The sequence below is a fragment of the Pseudomonas sp. NPDC090592 genome, from assembly GCF_044769185.1.
Classification (GTDB): Bacteria; Pseudomonadota; Gammaproteobacteria; order Pseudomonadales; family Pseudomonadaceae; genus Aquipseudomonas.
In genome coordinates this window covers 36,166-50,558 of record NZ_JBIVXJ010000026.1, presented here as the reverse complement: position 1 = coordinate 50,558, position 14,393 = coordinate 36,166, and the positions used below count along the sequence as shown (strand labels likewise).

Annotated in this window: 15 protein-coding genes; 7 read left to right on the top strand and 8 right to left on the bottom strand. The window is 62.4% G+C overall.

Going from position 1 to position 14,393, the window contains the following annotated elements; genetic code table 11:
* The first annotated feature begins 165 nt into the window (after nucleotides 1-165).
* The 6 genes from ACIQUI_RS21115 to ACIQUI_RS21090 all read left to right on the top strand — a co-directional run bounded on the left by ACIQUI_RS21115 (nucleotide 166) and on the right by ACIQUI_RS21090 (nucleotide 4,572).
* Complete coding sequence (locus ACIQUI_RS21115) at nucleotides 166-1,095, top strand: helix-turn-helix transcriptional regulator (protein ID WP_403202413.1); 930 nt, start codon at nucleotides 166-168, stop codon at nucleotides 1,093-1,095.
* 9 nt (nucleotides 1,096-1,104) lie between these two features.
* Nucleotides 1,105-2,037, top strand: coding sequence for a pca operon transcription factor PcaQ (gene pcaQ, locus ACIQUI_RS21110; protein WP_403202411.1), 933 nt, complete (start codon nucleotides 1,105-1,107; stop codon nucleotides 2,035-2,037).
* A 231-nt stretch (nucleotides 2,038-2,268) separates the two neighbouring features.
* Nucleotides 2,269-3,033, top strand: coding sequence for an FKBP-type peptidyl-prolyl cis-trans isomerase (locus tag ACIQUI_RS21105; RefSeq protein ID WP_391124884.1), 765 nt, complete (start codon nucleotides 2,269-2,271; stop codon nucleotides 3,031-3,033).
* Between the two features lie 289 nt (nucleotides 3,034-3,322).
* Nucleotides 3,323-3,763: a YkvA family protein gene (locus ACIQUI_RS21100; RefSeq protein ID WP_403202408.1), complete on the top strand. Its 441-nt coding sequence runs from the start codon at nucleotides 3,323-3,325 to the stop codon at nucleotides 3,761-3,763.
* 111 nt (nucleotides 3,764-3,874) lie between these two features.
* The gene (locus ACIQUI_RS21095; RefSeq protein ID WP_403202406.1) at nucleotides 3,875-4,207 is read left to right on the top strand and encodes a helix-turn-helix domain-containing protein; all 333 of its coding nucleotides are present in this window, start codon (nucleotides 3,875-3,877) and stop codon (nucleotides 4,205-4,207) included.
* Entirely contained in the window at nucleotides 4,204-4,572 is a 369-nt protein-coding gene (locus ACIQUI_RS21090; protein WP_016501064.1) for a hypothetical protein, read from the top strand. The genes ACIQUI_RS21095 and ACIQUI_RS21090 overlap by 4 nt, the downstream gene beginning before the upstream one ends.
* Before the next feature lie 60 nt (nucleotides 4,573-4,632).
* Here the strand turns inward: ACIQUI_RS21090 and ACIQUI_RS21085 are convergent, their stop codons facing one another.
* Complete coding sequence (locus ACIQUI_RS21085) at nucleotides 4,633-5,592, bottom strand: EAL domain-containing protein (protein WP_403202404.1); 960 nt, start codon at nucleotides 5,590-5,592, stop codon at nucleotides 4,633-4,635.
* A gap of 118 nt (nucleotides 5,593-5,710) precedes the next feature.
* Entirely contained in the window at nucleotides 5,711-7,792 is a 2,082-nt protein-coding gene (locus ACIQUI_RS21080) for a carboxy terminal-processing peptidase (protein ID WP_403202402.1), read from the bottom strand.
* 139 nt (nucleotides 7,793-7,931) lie between these two features.
* On the opposite strand from ACIQUI_RS21080, the gene ACIQUI_RS21075 reads away from it, so the two are divergent.
* On the top strand, nucleotides 7,932-8,894 hold the full coding sequence (locus ACIQUI_RS21075; RefSeq protein ID WP_391124899.1) for a zinc-binding dehydrogenase: 963 nt from the start codon (nucleotides 7,932-7,934) through the stop codon (nucleotides 8,892-8,894).
* A gap of 97 nt (nucleotides 8,895-8,991) precedes the next feature.
* On the opposite strand, the gene ACIQUI_RS21070 is transcribed toward ACIQUI_RS21075, so the two are convergent.
* The 6 genes from ACIQUI_RS21070 to ACIQUI_RS21045 form a co-directional block, all read right to left on the bottom strand.
* The gene (locus tag ACIQUI_RS21070; protein WP_403202396.1) at nucleotides 8,992-9,645 is read right to left on the bottom strand and encodes an HAD family hydrolase; all 654 of its coding nucleotides are present in this window, start codon (nucleotides 9,643-9,645) and stop codon (nucleotides 8,992-8,994) included.
* Nucleotides 9,646-9,659: 14 nt separating this feature from the next.
* Nucleotides 9,660-10,649: an ABC transporter ATP-binding protein gene (locus ACIQUI_RS21065; RefSeq protein ID WP_403202394.1), complete on the bottom strand. Its 990-nt coding sequence runs from the start codon at nucleotides 10,647-10,649 to the stop codon at nucleotides 9,660-9,662.
* Nucleotide 10,650: 1 nt separating this feature from the next.
* Entirely contained in the window at nucleotides 10,651-11,445 is a 795-nt protein-coding gene (locus ACIQUI_RS21060) for an ABC transporter permease (protein WP_403202392.1), read from the bottom strand.
* Nucleotides 11,435-12,265, bottom strand: a complete 831-nt coding sequence (locus ACIQUI_RS21055; protein WP_403202389.1) for an ABC transporter permease — start codon at nucleotides 12,263-12,265, stop codon at nucleotides 11,435-11,437. The genes ACIQUI_RS21060 and ACIQUI_RS21055 overlap by 11 nt, the downstream gene beginning before the upstream one ends.
* The gene (locus ACIQUI_RS21050; protein WP_201204784.1) at nucleotides 12,262-13,068 is read right to left on the bottom strand and encodes an alkaline phosphatase family protein; all 807 of its coding nucleotides are present in this window, start codon (nucleotides 13,066-13,068) and stop codon (nucleotides 12,262-12,264) included. The genes ACIQUI_RS21055 and ACIQUI_RS21050 overlap by 4 nt, the downstream gene beginning before the upstream one ends.
* A 147-nt stretch (nucleotides 13,069-13,215) precedes the next feature.
* Nucleotides 13,216-14,274 (bottom strand): ABC transporter substrate-binding protein, encoded by a 1,059-nt coding sequence (locus tag ACIQUI_RS21045; RefSeq protein ID WP_403202386.1) that lies wholly within the window; start codon nucleotides 14,272-14,274, stop codon nucleotides 13,216-13,218.
* Nucleotides 14,275-14,393: the final 119 nt, after the last annotated feature.

The window sequence follows — 14,393 nt, the reverse complement described above, 5'->3', positions numbered from 1 at the left end:
GATGTGTGCGCTGTCCAAAAAAACTCAGGCACAGGGTTTTGTCGCGACTATTTGCTGTGTGTCGCGTTTTTAGCGGGCTGCGACGAATTGCGGTTGCGTCTGTTTTTGTAGTCGCGTTTAAATTAAGACATCGTACAACTAGCTGTCTGTTTACCGGAGTTTGCCATGCCACCAAAGCGCGAGGTCCCGACCTACGTCATGCAGCAGCGCAGCGAGCTGATGGACTTTCACATCCGCGACCGGCGTGGGCGCCCGGCCGAAACCGCACCGCACCGGCATGAGTACTTCCAGGTCCAGGTCAACCTGGGCGGGGACACGGTGCAGCACATCGGCAGCGTGCAACGCCCTTTCAAGCGCAACACGCTGGCCTTTATCCTGCCGCACCGGGTGCATGTGATCCCGCATCCGGCCGACAGCGATTTCGTGGTGATCAATTTTTCCCAGACATTCCTGTTGCCACACCTGGATTGCGACCCGATGGACCTCGAAGAAGTCTCGATCCTGCAAGCCCCGGAGCTGTCACCGTTCCGCTTTCAGGAGCACCTGGATTTCTGCCTGGTAGACGCCGATTTCGCCGAGGTGGTGCAACTGCTCGAGCGCATGCGTGCACTGGACGCCAACCGCCGCTTCGGCAGCCGCGAAGTGCTCAAGGGCCTGTTGTTGCAACTGATTGGCCAGGTGTGCGGGCTGTATGCCGAACCGTTGCGCATCCTGGCAGAAGGCAACGCAGCGCAACTGAGCCGCCGGGCCGCGTTGAACCGCATGAGCGAGTACTTGCGCCGGCACATCGACGACCCCGACCTGAACTTGCAGAAAGTGGCCGCCGCCACCTACCTGTCGCCCACTTACCTGACCCACTGGCTGCGCAAGGAAATCGGCAAGACGTTCAGTGAGCTGGTGCTGGAGCGACGCATGCATACCGCACGCAACTACCTGCTCAATGGCAGCCGGCCGATAGGTGAGGTGGCGCGTTTGTGCGGGTTTGCCGACGAGGCTTATTTCTCGCGGCGCTTTCGTCAGATTCACGGCCTGCCGCCAGGGCAGTTCCGTCGTCAGCAACGCGACCCGGATACGCCGCAGGTAGCGATGCGTTAAGCTTGGCGCATGAATCTCGACACCCGCATCAAGTACCGCCACCTGCTGTGCTTCCTGGAGATTGCCCGGCAGGGCAGCCTGGCCAGGGCTGCCGATGTGCTTGCCATCAGCCAGCCGGCCATTTCCAAAACCCTCAAGGAACTCGAAGACCTGCTGGAAACGCGCCTGTTCGCCCGTAGCCGCCAGGGCGTCGAGTTGACCCCGGCCGGCACGCGCTTCATGCGCTATGCCGGGCCCAGCGTGCAGGCCCTGCGCGATGGCGTCAGCAGCTTGCGCGGTGAGGCGCGGGCGCCGTCGCAGGTGCGCATAGGTGTGCTGTCGACGGTCGAAGGCCTGCTGATGCCCGAGGTGCTGTGCCGCCTGCACCAGCGCCATGAAGCGCTGGTGATCAGTGTGGTCACCGGCATCAGCGCGCAGCTGCTTGGCCAACTGCGCCTGGGCGAATTGGAGCTGGTGGTCGGTCGAATGACCGACAGCCCGCAGATCCAGGGCCTGTCGTTCGAGCATTTGTACAGCGAGTCGATGAGCCTGGTGGTGCGCCCCGGCCACCCGCTGCTGGCCGCCAAGCCGGTCGAGCGGGCCCGGGTGGGCCGTTACCCGTTGGTGTTGCCACCGGCAGGCACCACCATCCGCCAGCATGCCGACAGCCTGTTCGTGCAATGCGGCATCCAGATGCCAGCGCAGCGCCTGGAGACCCTGTCGCTGGCGTTGAGCCGGCGCTACCTGCTAGGCAGCGATGCGCTGTGGGTGGCGCCCCGCGATGCGGTGCTGCTCGACTTGCGCCGTGGCGAATTGGTCGAGCTCGACCTGGGCGTGCGCGAGCCGGGCGGCTCGGTCGGTATCTGTCGCAATGCGGCTTTGCCGCAGAGCCTGCCGGGGCAGTGGGTGTGCGAGGTACTGCGCGAGGTGGCGGGGCAGTACCGTGAGGGTCATTACCCTTGACCGGCTGGCCGTTCAGAAGGCAACGAAATAAATCCCCCGCGAAAACGGGCAAAAGCGGCACAACGGGTCAATACTGGCCACTGGCTCTAAACGCTGGGATGAATATCCGTTTAAGTACTGAACTTACTTACCAAAACCTGCTCTTATGCCGGTAGCCATGGGTTGGGGACGCCTGATAAGCTCGCGGCTTCTACCCTGATTGCCCTTATGGCGCATGAACAAGGAAATTACATGAAACAGCATCGTTTGGCGGCTGCGGTTGCCCTGGTTGGCCTGGTACTGGCTGGCTGTGATCAACAGGCCAGCAGCCCCGAGCTGAAGACTCCGTCGCAGAAAGCCTCCTACGGCATCGGCCTGAACATGGGCAAGAGCCTGGCTCAGGAAGGCATGGAAGACCTTGATTCCAAAGCCGTTGCCCTCGGCATCGAAGACGCCGTTGGTAAAAAGGAACAGCGCATCAAGGACGAAGAGCTGGTAGAGGCCTTTACTGCGCTGCAGAAGCGTGCCGAAGAACGCCTGGCCAAGGCCAGCGAAGAAGCCGCCTCCGCCGGCAAGAAGTTCCTCGAAGAAAACGCCAAGAAGCCAGGCGTGGTCACCACTGCCTCGGGCCTGCAGTACGAAGTGGTGAAGAAGGCCGACGGCCCGCAGCCCAAGCCAACCGACGTGGTCACTGTCCACTACGAAGGCAAGCTGATCGATGGCAAGGTGTTCGACAGCTCCGTCGAGCGCGGCAGCCCGATCGACCTGCCGGTCAGCGGCGTGATCCCGGGTTGGGTCGAAGGCCTGCAGCTGATGCACGTTGGCGAGAAGTACAAGTTGTTCATCCCGGCTGAACTGGCCTATGGCGCACAGAGCCCAAGCCCGCTGATCCCGGCCAACTCGGTGCTGGTGTTCGATCTGGAACTGATCGCCATCAAGGATCCGGCCCAGCTGCAAGGCGCCGAGCCGGAAGCCGAAGCCCCGGCCGAAGCACCTGCTGAAGCGCCTGCCAAGTAACACTGGCTGGTACCTGCAAAACGCCCCGTCCTGAACGGGGCGTTTTCATTTGTGGCGATTGGACGAACCTGATACAGCTGATACTGTCCGAGGAAATGCAGCGTACAGGTGCAGGATGATTCTGGCGCAAATCGTTTGCGGCCAGGTACCCTCGGCTTGAAACGGCTGTGTAAAAAACGCCCGATCTGACTGAGGCCCTTGCCTGGCAGGCACCGGAGGTCAGAAATGTGGCCCTGTTCACAAGGTTATCCACAATAAATGTGGATAACCTTTTCCGCCTGGAGGCTCCATGAGCGCACCTTGGAATTTTGCCCGCTTCCTGCCCCTGGCCGAGCGCTTGCTCAGCCGTGGTCGGCTGCCGGCCCTGTTGTTTGCAGTGGCGCGCAAAGGCCCGCGTATCGGCCAACTGCGCGAGGATGTGAAACTGCTGCAGTCGCTGTGTCTGGCGTGGTGGCGCGGCGAATACCGCGCCATCAGCCCCAAGGCCCTGGTTACCATCGTGGCCGGCCTGTTGTATTTCGTCAGCCCGATCGATGCCATCCCAGACTGGTTGCTGGGCGTGGGCTTTCTTGATGACATTGCGGTACTTGGCTGGGTGCTGAAGACCGTGGCCGACGAACTGGCACGCTTCAAGGCCTGGCGCGACAGCCAGGCGCCAGAGCGGCTACGGGTGGTCGAGCGCCTGCCTGCCAGCCAGCAAGCGCTGCAGCTGGAGCGTAATACCCATTGAAAACAGCCTGAACTGCAGCTCAACCGGACAGACCCCGGAGTTGGTAATATAATTGGCATAAGGGTTATGCCTACGGATTACATGCTGTAATCCTTTTTAAAGGGGTTTGTAATGGGTATTCAGGTCATCAGCCGGGACGGTCAACCCGAGTACGCAGTCGTTCCCTGGGAGCAGTACCAGGCACTGCTCAAGGCCGCAGGGCAGGCGCCTGCCGAGGCAGTTGTCAGCGAACAGGCCGACGCCGTGGCGCCGTTACCGGCGTTCAGTGAAGTTGCACAGATTCGCCAGGCCAAGGGCATTGCGCCTGAGCAACTGGCGCGCAATGTCGGGGTGAGCCCGGCTTACCTGGCCATGATCGAGTCAGGCGAGCGCCAGCCGGATGCCGCCATCCGCCGCGCCCTGGCCTGGCACCTGGGGGTGGCTGGCTGGAGCGAGCCATCATGAGCCAGGTCAGGATCAGCCGTCAGCATTGGGATAACCTGCTGGGCGAGCTTGACCTGGCCCGTCGTCAACGTCACTTGCTGACCTACCGAGCGCTGATCGAGCGTTTGCAGCTACCCAGCCCGGCCATGCAGACGCTGACCGCCGCGCTGGAGTACCTGGCAGTGCTGGATGCCCGTGCCGAGCAGCCGCTGCGCAGCTCGCTGGTGATCAGCCAAGGCGCCAGCCGCTTGCCGCGTACCGGCTTTTTTGAATGTGTCGAACGGCTGGGGCGGTTCGCCGGGCCGGTGGATGGCATGGAGGCAGCGTCATGGCATGCTTCCGAGGTGGTTCGGGTGTTTGAGTACAGCTACCCCGAAACAGCCTGATTTGTTGCCTGTCCCTGCCTCTTCGCGGGTAAACCCGCTCCCACAGGTATCTCACCGTTCTCAAGTCTGGTGGAGTACCTGTGGGAGCGGGCTTGCCCGCGAAGAGGCAGGGACAGGCAACATATTCCTGTGGATCAATCCACAAGTCCTGCCTTCAGCGTCCACCACCTCCAACGCCTCCAGATGCTGATGCCGCCCAAACAGCTCCAGCAACTGCCCGATGGTGGCATTCAACCGCACAGTCGGTTGCTCGGCCTGTGGCATGCTTGTCAGCACCGGTAGCTCGCGCACCCCCAACTCCTGCGGCCGCCCCAGCAAGTAGCCTTGCACCAGGTCCACCCCCATCTCCCTCAGCACCACCAGTTCCTCTACCAACTCGATCCCTTCGGCAATCACCTGCGCCTTCGACGCCCGGGCAATCTGCAGTATAGAACCCACGAACTCGCGCTTGAGCGGGTCGCGGTGAATACCGTCGATGAAGTGCCGATCGATTTTCACGTATTCGGGGCGTAGTTCCGACCACAGGCGCAAGCTGGAATAACCCGCCCCCAAGTCATCGATGGCAATCGAAAAGCCCATGTCGCGATAGTGGTGCAGGGCGTTTGACAGCAGCTGGAAGTCGTCGGTGGGGGTGTGTTCGGTCAGCTCGATCACCACCCGGCTGGGCGGCAGGCCGACCTGTTCGAGCAGTTTCAGGGTCTGGCCGGAGGGGTAGTGGGGCTCCAGCAGCGATTCAGGCGAGATGTTGAGAAACAGCTTGCCCTGCAACTGCTGCTCGCTGAAGCGCCGGCAGGCGCTTTCCCGGCAGGCGGCTTCCAGTTCGGTCAGGCGGCCGGCCTGGCGGGCGATGGTAAACAGGTTCAGTGGCGCGTGCAGCGGGCTGTTGGACGGGCCACGGCTCAGCGCCTCATGGCCGAACACCCGTTGCTCGCTCAGGCACATGATCGGCTGGAACAGACTGTGAATGCTACGTTGAGCCAGAATGGCACTCAATGCGCTGAGCTGTTCGGCAACGGTCATGACGTATTCCTGAAAATGAAAGGGCCGGGCATCTGCATGCCCGGCCCCTTTATTTCACGACAGTGCGATGACTGTTTGATGACAGGTCACATTATTCTGCCATCACTGGCGCAACCCGTTACTTCTTGGCCACCTTGGTGCTGGCGCTGAGGTAGTCGATCAGGATGCGACCGGTTTCGGACAGGTAGGCGTCGTCTTCCGGCTTGGTGTTTTCATCCTCGGCCGGCAGTGCGTCTTCGTCTTCTTTCTTCAGCTCTTTGAGCGGCTCTTCACCCTTGGCCTTGCGGCGGATGTTTTCCAGGGCCAGTTGCTTGGCCTCGATATCATCATGGCGTGCGCGGCGCTCCTGCTCGTTGAGGCTGACGGTTTTTTCATTCATCAGCTTCTGGGTCAGGGCCAGGCGGTCGCGAATGTAGGTGAACTCCGCATCCTTGTCGCTGCGCGCTTCATGCTGTGCCTTGAGCTGGGCCAGGAACGGCTTGAACGGGTCCGCCGCAGGCTTGACCACCGGGCGGATGGTGTCCCACGGCATGGCCTCGGGCAGGGCGCTCTCGCCGATTTCCTTGGTATCGATGATCGACGGGTAGTCGATGTCCGGCAGCACGCCCTGGTGCTGGGTGCTCTGCCCGGAAACCCGGTAGAACTTGGCCAGGGTCAGCTTCAGTTCGCCATGGTTGAGTGGCTGGATGGTCTGCACGGTGCCTTTGCCGAAGGTCTGGCCACCGATGATCAGCGCGCGGTGGTAGTCCTGCATGGCACCGGCGAAAATCTCCGAAGCCGAGGCAGACAGGCGGTTCACCAGCAGCGCCAGCGGGCCTTTGTAGAAGGCACCCGGGTTTTCGTCTTCCAGCACGTCGACGCGGCCGTCGCTGTTGCGTACCAGCACGGTCGGGCCTTTCTCGATGAACAGGCTGGTCAGCTCGGTGGCTTCCTGCAGCGAGCCGCCGCCGTTGTTGCGCAGGTCGATGACCACGCCGTCGACTTTTTCTTTCTGCAACTCGGTGAGCAGTTTTTTCACGTCACGCGTGGTGCTCTTGTACTCCGGGTCACCGGCGCGATACGCCTTGAAGTCCAGGTAGAAAGCAGGGATCTCGATGATGCCCAGCTTGTAGTCACGCCCGTCCTGTTTCAGCTTCAGCACCGATTTCTTGGCGGCCTGTTCTTCAAGCTTCACCGCTTCACGGGTGATCGACACGATCTTGCTGGTCTGGTCGCTAGGCGCATTGCTTGCCGGGATGATTTCCAGGCGCACCACCGACCCTTTCGGGCCGCGGATCAGCTTGACCACCTCGTCCAGGCGCCAGCCGACCACGTCGACCATTTCCTTGTTGCCCTGGGCCACGCCGATGATCTTGTCGGCCGGGGCCACCTGCTTGGTCTTGGCTGCCGGGCCTGCCGGCACCAGGCGCACGATCTTGACTTGGTCGTTGTCGCTCTGCAGCACCGCACCGATGCCTTCGAGCGACAGGCTCATGTTGATGTCGAAGTTCTCGGCGTTGTCCGGCGACAGGTAGTTGGTGTGCGGGTCGTAGGACTGGGCGAAGGTGTTGATGTAGGCCTGGAAGATATCTTCGGCACGGGTCTGGTCCAGGCGCGCCAGTTGGTTCTTGTAGCGCTTGGTCAGGGTTTCCTGGATCTGCTTGGGCTCTTTGCCGGCGATTTTCTGGCGCAGCACTTCGTCCTTGACGCGCTTGCGCCACAAGTCGTCGAGCTCGGCCTGGTCCTTCATCCACGGTGCGTCCTTGCGGTCGATCAGCAAGGTCTCCCTGGTGGTGAAGTCGATCTTGTCCACGCCCTTGTTCAGCTCGGCCAGGGCGAAGTCCAGGCGTTGCTTGACGCGGTCGAGGTAGCGTTTGTAGATGGTGAAGCCCGGGTCCAGGTTACCGCTCTTGAGGAAATCGTCGAATTGCGTTTTCCACTTGTCGAACTCGGCAATGTCGGCGGCGGTGAAGTAGCTGCGTGCCGGGTCCAGCAGCTTGATGTAGCTGTCGTAGATGATGACCGAACGGGCATCGTCCAGCGGCGGCTTGCTGTAGTGGTGGCGTTTGAGCAATTCCACCACGTTGAGGCTGGCGACGATCTCGTCGCGGTCCGGCTGCAGGCTGTCCCACTTGTTGGCGGCCGCCGCATTGCCGCCGAGCGTGAGGCTACCCAGGCCGATCATGACGGCGAGGGCGGTGCTTGGGAGGAAATGCTTCATGCTGATTCGACGTGGGGGCAATTGATCACGCATAGTAGGCCGTCTTTTCCGTTGCCGGTTCCATGGAGCCGGGCAAATACTGCAAAAAGCCTGAGGTAAGCAACCTCAGGCCCAGTCATGATTCAACTATGGAGGCACTGTGAAGGCATTGCAAGGCGTTGACGGACATGTGGAGTGGGTTGAGGCCGAGCGCCCGGCCTGTGACGCGGGCCAAGTGCGCATTCGCGTGGCTGCTGCGGGCCTGAACCGCGCCGATCTGTTGCAGATGAAAGGTTTGTACCCGCCACCGCCAGGTGCCAGCCCGTACATGGGCCTGGAGTGCGCCGGGGTGGTTGAAGAAGTCGGCCCCGGGGCCGACTGGCGCGTGGGTGACCGCGTTTGCGCGCTGCTGGCCAGCGGCGCCATGGCTGAGGAAGTGGTGGTCGATGCGCGCCACGTGCTGCCGGTGCCTGAGGGGCTGAGCCTGCACGAAGCAGCCGCGTTGCCGGAGGTGTATGCCACCGCCTGGTTGAACATCTTCCAGCTGGGTGCCTTGAAGGCTGGCGAGAAGGTGCTGGTGCATGCCGGCGCCAGTGGCGTGGGTTCGGCCGCCATCCAGCTGTGCAAGGCGTTTGGCAGCCCGGTGTGGGTCAGTGTCGGTTCGCCGGATCGCCTGGCCTACTGTGAGGCGCTGGGCGCTGCGGGTGGCGTGGTACGTAACGAGAACCTGGATGCACTGGAAGGTCATGGCCCGTTCGACGTCATTCTTGATCCGGTGGGTGCCAGCTACGGCGAACTCAACCTCAAGCTGCTGGCCCGCGACGGGCGCTGGGTAATCATCGGCCTGATGGGCGGGCGCAAGTTCGAGCTGGACCTGGCCCAGGTGCTGGGCAAGCGCCTGGAGATTACCGGCTCCACGCTGCGCAACCGCGATGACGGCTTCAAGGCCGAGCTGCTGCGTGAGCTGCAACAGCAGGTGTGGCCACTGTTTGCCGAAGGGCGCTTGTCGCCGCAGCTGGTGGATACTTATCCTGTGGAGTTTGCCCAGGCGGCGTATGCCGAACTGGAGAGCAACCAGGTATCGGGCAAGCTGGTGATGGTGATCGACCCAAGCCTGGTGTAAGCAGGCCAGCCCTCTTCGCGGGCACGCCCGCTCCCACAGGGATCTGAACCGTACCCTGTGGGAGCGGGCGTGCCCGCGAAGAAGCCCACACAAATGTTCAGGACCAGCTCAGAACCGGCCAGCCATTCTTCTCGGCATGCTCACGCAATACTGCATCCGGGTTCACCACATGCGGGTGATCCACCTTCAGCAACAGCGGCAAGTCATTACGCGAATCGGAATAGAAACTCGCCCCCTCCAGGTTCTCCTGCTCCTGGTCCAGCCACTCCAGCAGCCGGGTGATCTTGCCCTCGCGATACGTCAGCACCCCGTGGGTCTTGCCGGTATACACCCCGTTCACCGCTTCCAGCTCGATGGCCAGGTACTCATCCACCCCCAGCCGCGCCGCAATCGGCCCGACCAGGTGGGTGCCCGAAGCGGAAATGATCAGGATACGGTCCCCGCGCTTGCGGTGTTCGGCAATGCAGCGGCAGGCATCGCCAAAGATGATCGGTTCGATCACGTCCTCGACCCACGGCTCGACCAGGTGTTCGACTTCTTCCAGGGTGCGCCCGGCAATCGGCTCCAGGCTGAAGGCCATGTAGTCCTCCATCTGCAGGTGGCCCTTGCCGTAGGCCTCCATCAGTTCATGGTCGCGGCGCAGGAATTCCTTGCCGTCGACCCAGCCCAGCCGGGCCATTTGCTCGCTCCACAGCGACGCACAGTCGCCGTGGATCAGGGTTTCGTCCAGATCGAAAATTGCCAGTGCCATTGTGTTGAATCTCCTTAGGCCACTTCCCGCAGCGCCGTGGGGTCGATCGACAAGCTTACCCGTTTTCCGTCGGCGTGCAGGTCGGCCGGCGAGCGGTTGAGCACGTCGACCACCAATTCCACCTCGCGTACTTTTACCCGGTAGCGAATCACATTGCCCAGCAGGCTGTGGCTGCGCACTTCTGCATCCAGTTCGCCATTGACGCCCAGGGTAATCGACTCCGGGCGGATGGCCAGGCGGCTGGCCACCGGGCGTTGCAGCAGGCGGCTGGCGCTGTCGGCGTCGAGCAGGTTGTAGTTGCCGATGAAGCCGGCGGCAAACAGGTCCACCGGCGCGGTATAAAGGGTTTCGGCATCGCCGCTCTGCACGATGCGCCCCTGGTTCATCAGGAAGATGCGGTCCGACATCGTCAGCGCTTCTTCCTGGTCGTGGGTGACAAAGATGGTGGTCAACCCCAGCTCACGCTGGATCGCCCGAATCTGCTCGCGCAGGTGCTTGCGGATACGTGCATCCAGTGCCGACAGTGGCTCGTCCAGCAGCAACAGGCGCGGGCGGGTAACCAGCGAGCGGGCCAGGGCCACGCGCTGGCACTGGCCGCCGGACAACTGGTGCGGGTAGCGCCCGGCGAACGTGCCCAGCTCCACCAGGTCCAGCGCTTCGCGTACTCGCAGCTGGCTTTCATCGGCCTTGACCTTCTGCATGCGCAGGCCAAAGGCCACGTTCTGTTCCACGGTCATGTTGGGGAACAGCGCGTAGCTCTGGAACACCATGCCGATGCCACGCTTTTGCGGGCTCACGGGCACGATGTCGTGGCCGTCGAGGAGGATCTGCCCGCTGTCTACCGGGGTCAGCCCGGCGATGCAGCGTAGCAGGGTGGACTTGCCGCAACCGGACGGGCCAAGCAGGGTAACGAACTCGCCACGTTCGATGTGGCAGTCGATGTTCTCGAACACCGGGCTGCCGGCGTAGCTTTTCTGCAGTTTCTGTACGCTGACGAAGCTCATGTCAGGTCTTGTCCTTGTTCAGGCGGTTGGCGACCCAGGTCAGTACCAGCACGAAGGCAAAATAGGAGATCACCAGCGCGCTATTGAAGTGCCCGCTGCTGTTGCGCATGTTGTTCAGGTACACCTGCAGGGTTTCGTAGCGGGTACCGACCAGCAGGTTGGCGAATACGAACTCGCCGAACAGGAACGAGAACGACAGCAGCAGCGCCACCATCAGGCCTTTGCGCAGGTTCGGCAGCACCACCAGCAGCGCGGCTTGCCAGGTGCTGGCGCCGAGCAGTTGGGCGGCATCCATCAGGTCGCGCAGGTTGATGGCTTGCAGGTTGTTGGTAATGGCGCGGTACATGAACGGCAAGGCGATGGTGAAGTAGCAGCCGATCAGGATCCACGGCGTGCCGACCATGGCCATCGGGCCGCTGCCGTACAGTTGCAACAGCCCCACCGAGGACACCACTGGCGGCACCGCGAACGGCAGCAGGATAAGGATGTTCATCAGCGCGTCGAGCCGCGGGAAGTGGTAATGCACCACGAACAGCAGCGGCAGTATCAGCACCACCGACAGCAGCAGCGCACCCACGCACACCAGCAGCGACTGGCCGAAGGCCGCCAGGAAGCGTGGCTCGCTCCACAGCGCCACGTACCATTTCAGGGTCAGCCCGCTGGGCAGCAGGCTGGCCGACCAACTGGTGGCCAGCGAGTAGAGCAGGGTGCCGGCCAACGGCAGCAGCAGGATCAGGAACAGCAGGTAGACCACGGCGCGGTGGTACCAGCCGCCGGAATGGGCATCAGCGCGCATGGTAGCTCCTCTTCAACAGCCATTGATGCACCACCGTGACCAGCGTCATCAACCCCACCAGCACCATCGCCAGGGCGCTGGCCAGGTTGGGGTCAAGGCTGATATCACCGGCCACCAGGCCTGCGATGCGGATCGGCAATACGTTGAAATTGCCGGTGGTCAACGCGTACACAGTGGCGTAGGCACCCAGTGCGTTGGCCAGCAGGATGACGAAGGTGCCCAGCAGTGCCGGGGTCAGCACCGGCAGGCCGATGTGCCGCCAGAATTGCCAGTGGCTGGCGCCCAGCAGCGCGGCCGACTCGCGCCAGTCTTCACGCAGCGCGTCGAAGGCGGGGTAGAGCAGCAACACACCCAGCGGGATCTGGAAGTAGGTGTACACCAGGATCAGCCCGCTCTTGGAGTAGATGCTGAAGTCTTCCAGCAGGCCGATCTGCTTCAGCAGCAGCGTCAGCGCGCCGTTGAAACCGAGCAGGATGATGAAGGCGAAGGCCAGCGGCACCCCGGCAAAGTTGCTGGTCATGTTGGCAAAGGCGCTGACGAAGTCACGCAGCCTTGAGTCCACCTGGCGCAGTGAATAGGCGCCAAGGGTGGCGATGATGATGCCGAACAGGCTCGACCAGAAGCTGATCTCCAGGCTGCGTTGCAGGGCCTGCAGGTAAAACTTCGAGCTGAATACCTTGCTGAAGTTTTCCACGCCCCAGCCGGCTTCCGATTGCACGCTGTTGATCGCTACCCAGGCCAACGGGGCGATCTGGAAGATGACGAAGAATATGGCAAACGGCAGCAGGCAGAGCAGGGCCAGGTAGCGGCCACGGTTCACTTGAGCAACTCCCGGCAAACCGTTTTGTCGTGGGCCGCGCCCAGCAGCTCGCAAATGGTGCCGCACAGTTCGGTCTGTAGCGGCTTGGCCGCCGGGTCCAGGCTGAAGGCGTCGCCAAAGACAAACAGCGGTACTTCGCGCTCTTCGGCCAGCAGGCCGTTGTGCGAGCGGTCGTTGTTCATGCCGTGGTCGGCGGTGACCAGTACCTGGTAACCCTCTTCGAGCCAGCCTGGCAGGTAGTCGGCCAGCAGGATATCGACGCTGCGTGCGGCGTTGCGGTACTGGCTGCTGTCCAGGCCGTGACGGTGGCCGACATCGTCGATACTCATCGGGTGCACCAGCAGGAAGTTGGGGGCGTGGCGGCGGCGCAGGTATTCGCCATCGGCCAGCAGGTGCGAGTCGGGGTAGCGGTCGTCCCAGTAGAACAGCCCGTGCTGGATCGGCAGCTTCGGCGCGTGGGTATGGCGGTCGCGCTGCGGGTCGAAGGGCGAGCGGTTGTACAGCTCGCTCATCCAGTGATAGGCCGCCGCCGCGGTGCCCAGGTTGGCTTCACGGGCGTAGTGGAACACGCTGCGCTGGTTGGACAGGCGGTTGACGTTGTTGTGCACGATGCCGCTGTCGATGGGCGGCACGCCGGTGAGGATGCATTCGTACAGTGGCCGCGACAGCGACGGCAGTTCGCATTCCACGCGGTACAGCGCGGCGCGGTCGGCCTCGACGTAGGCGTGCAGGTGGCCCATGGCATGGTGGGCGACCTGGTAGTTGAGGCCGTCTAGCAGGACCAGGATGACGTTGTGTTGCATGTGTGCTCCAGTCGTGAACCGCGTTGGCTTCTTCGCGGGCAAGCCCGCTCCCACAGGGTTCTGCGCAACCTTTGAGGGCTGCGCGGTCTTTGTGGGAGCGGGCGTGCCCGCGAAAGGGCCTGTTCAGGCGCTAAAGAAGCTAGCCCTTTATTCCATCTCGATGATCACCTGCTCCTGCCACATCTGCGGCAGTTTCTTCGAGGTTGCTTCCCACGCCTCGGCATTCTTGATCGGCTGCGCAGCACCGTACTGCTCGTTCGGCAGCAACTTGGCCTGTACATCCGCAGGCAGCTTCAGGTGCTCGGCACGGATCGGCCGGGCATGCCCCTTGGCCAGGTTGATCTGCCCGGCATCGCTGAAGATGTATTCACGGGTCAGTTTGGCCGCGTTCGGGTGCTTGGCGTACTTGTTGATCACAGTGGTATAGCCGGAAATTACCGAGCCATCCGACGGGATCAGCACTTCAAAGCGCTTGGGGTCGATCTGTTCGCGGTAGCTCAGGCCGTTGAAGTCCCACACCACGCCCACTTCCACCTCACCCTTTTCCAGGGTCTGGATGGTCGGGTTGGCCAGCGACAGGCGCTTTTGCTGGGCCAGCTTGGTGAACAGTTGCAGGCCCGGCGCCACGTTGCTTTCGTCACCCTTGTAGGCAATGGCCGCAGCCAGCACACCGTTGGCAGCCTGGGCGGCGGTGCCGACGTCGCCGATGGCGACCTTGTACTTGCCTTTTTCCAGGTCATGCCAGGTTTTCGGGCGTTCGTCTTCCTTCACCAGGTCCTTGTTGATGATGAAGGCAATGGTGCCGGTATAGGCCAGCGCCCAGTGGCCGTCCTTGTCCTTGGCCCACTCCGGTACCTGGTCCCAGGTGCTTGGCTTGTACGGCTGGCTCACGCCTTTGGTTACGGCGATGGGGCCGAAGGCGGCACCCACGTCGCCGATGTCGGCGCTGGCGTTGTCCTTCTCGGCTTCGAACTTGGCAATTTCCTGGGCCGAGCTCATGTCGGTGTCGCTGTGCTTGAGGCCATACTTGCTGGCCAGGTCTTCCCAGGTGCCTTTCCAGTTGGCCCAGGCATCGGGCATGCCCACGCTGTTGACGGTGCCTTCCTTGCGGGCGGCGTCTTCCAGGGCCTTGAGGTCCGCGGCCATGGCCGAGGTGCAGAACGCGATGGCCGAACCGAGCAGTGACGCCATGAACAACTTTTTCATCCGTAGCTCCTTGGGTGGGTGCCTTTAACCGATCGTTATCATTTCGGTGTGGGCGAGTGAAGCCGTTGCCTGGAACCTGTGGTCTAGGTCAGCAAACCTTGAGCCAAGGTAGGCCGCTT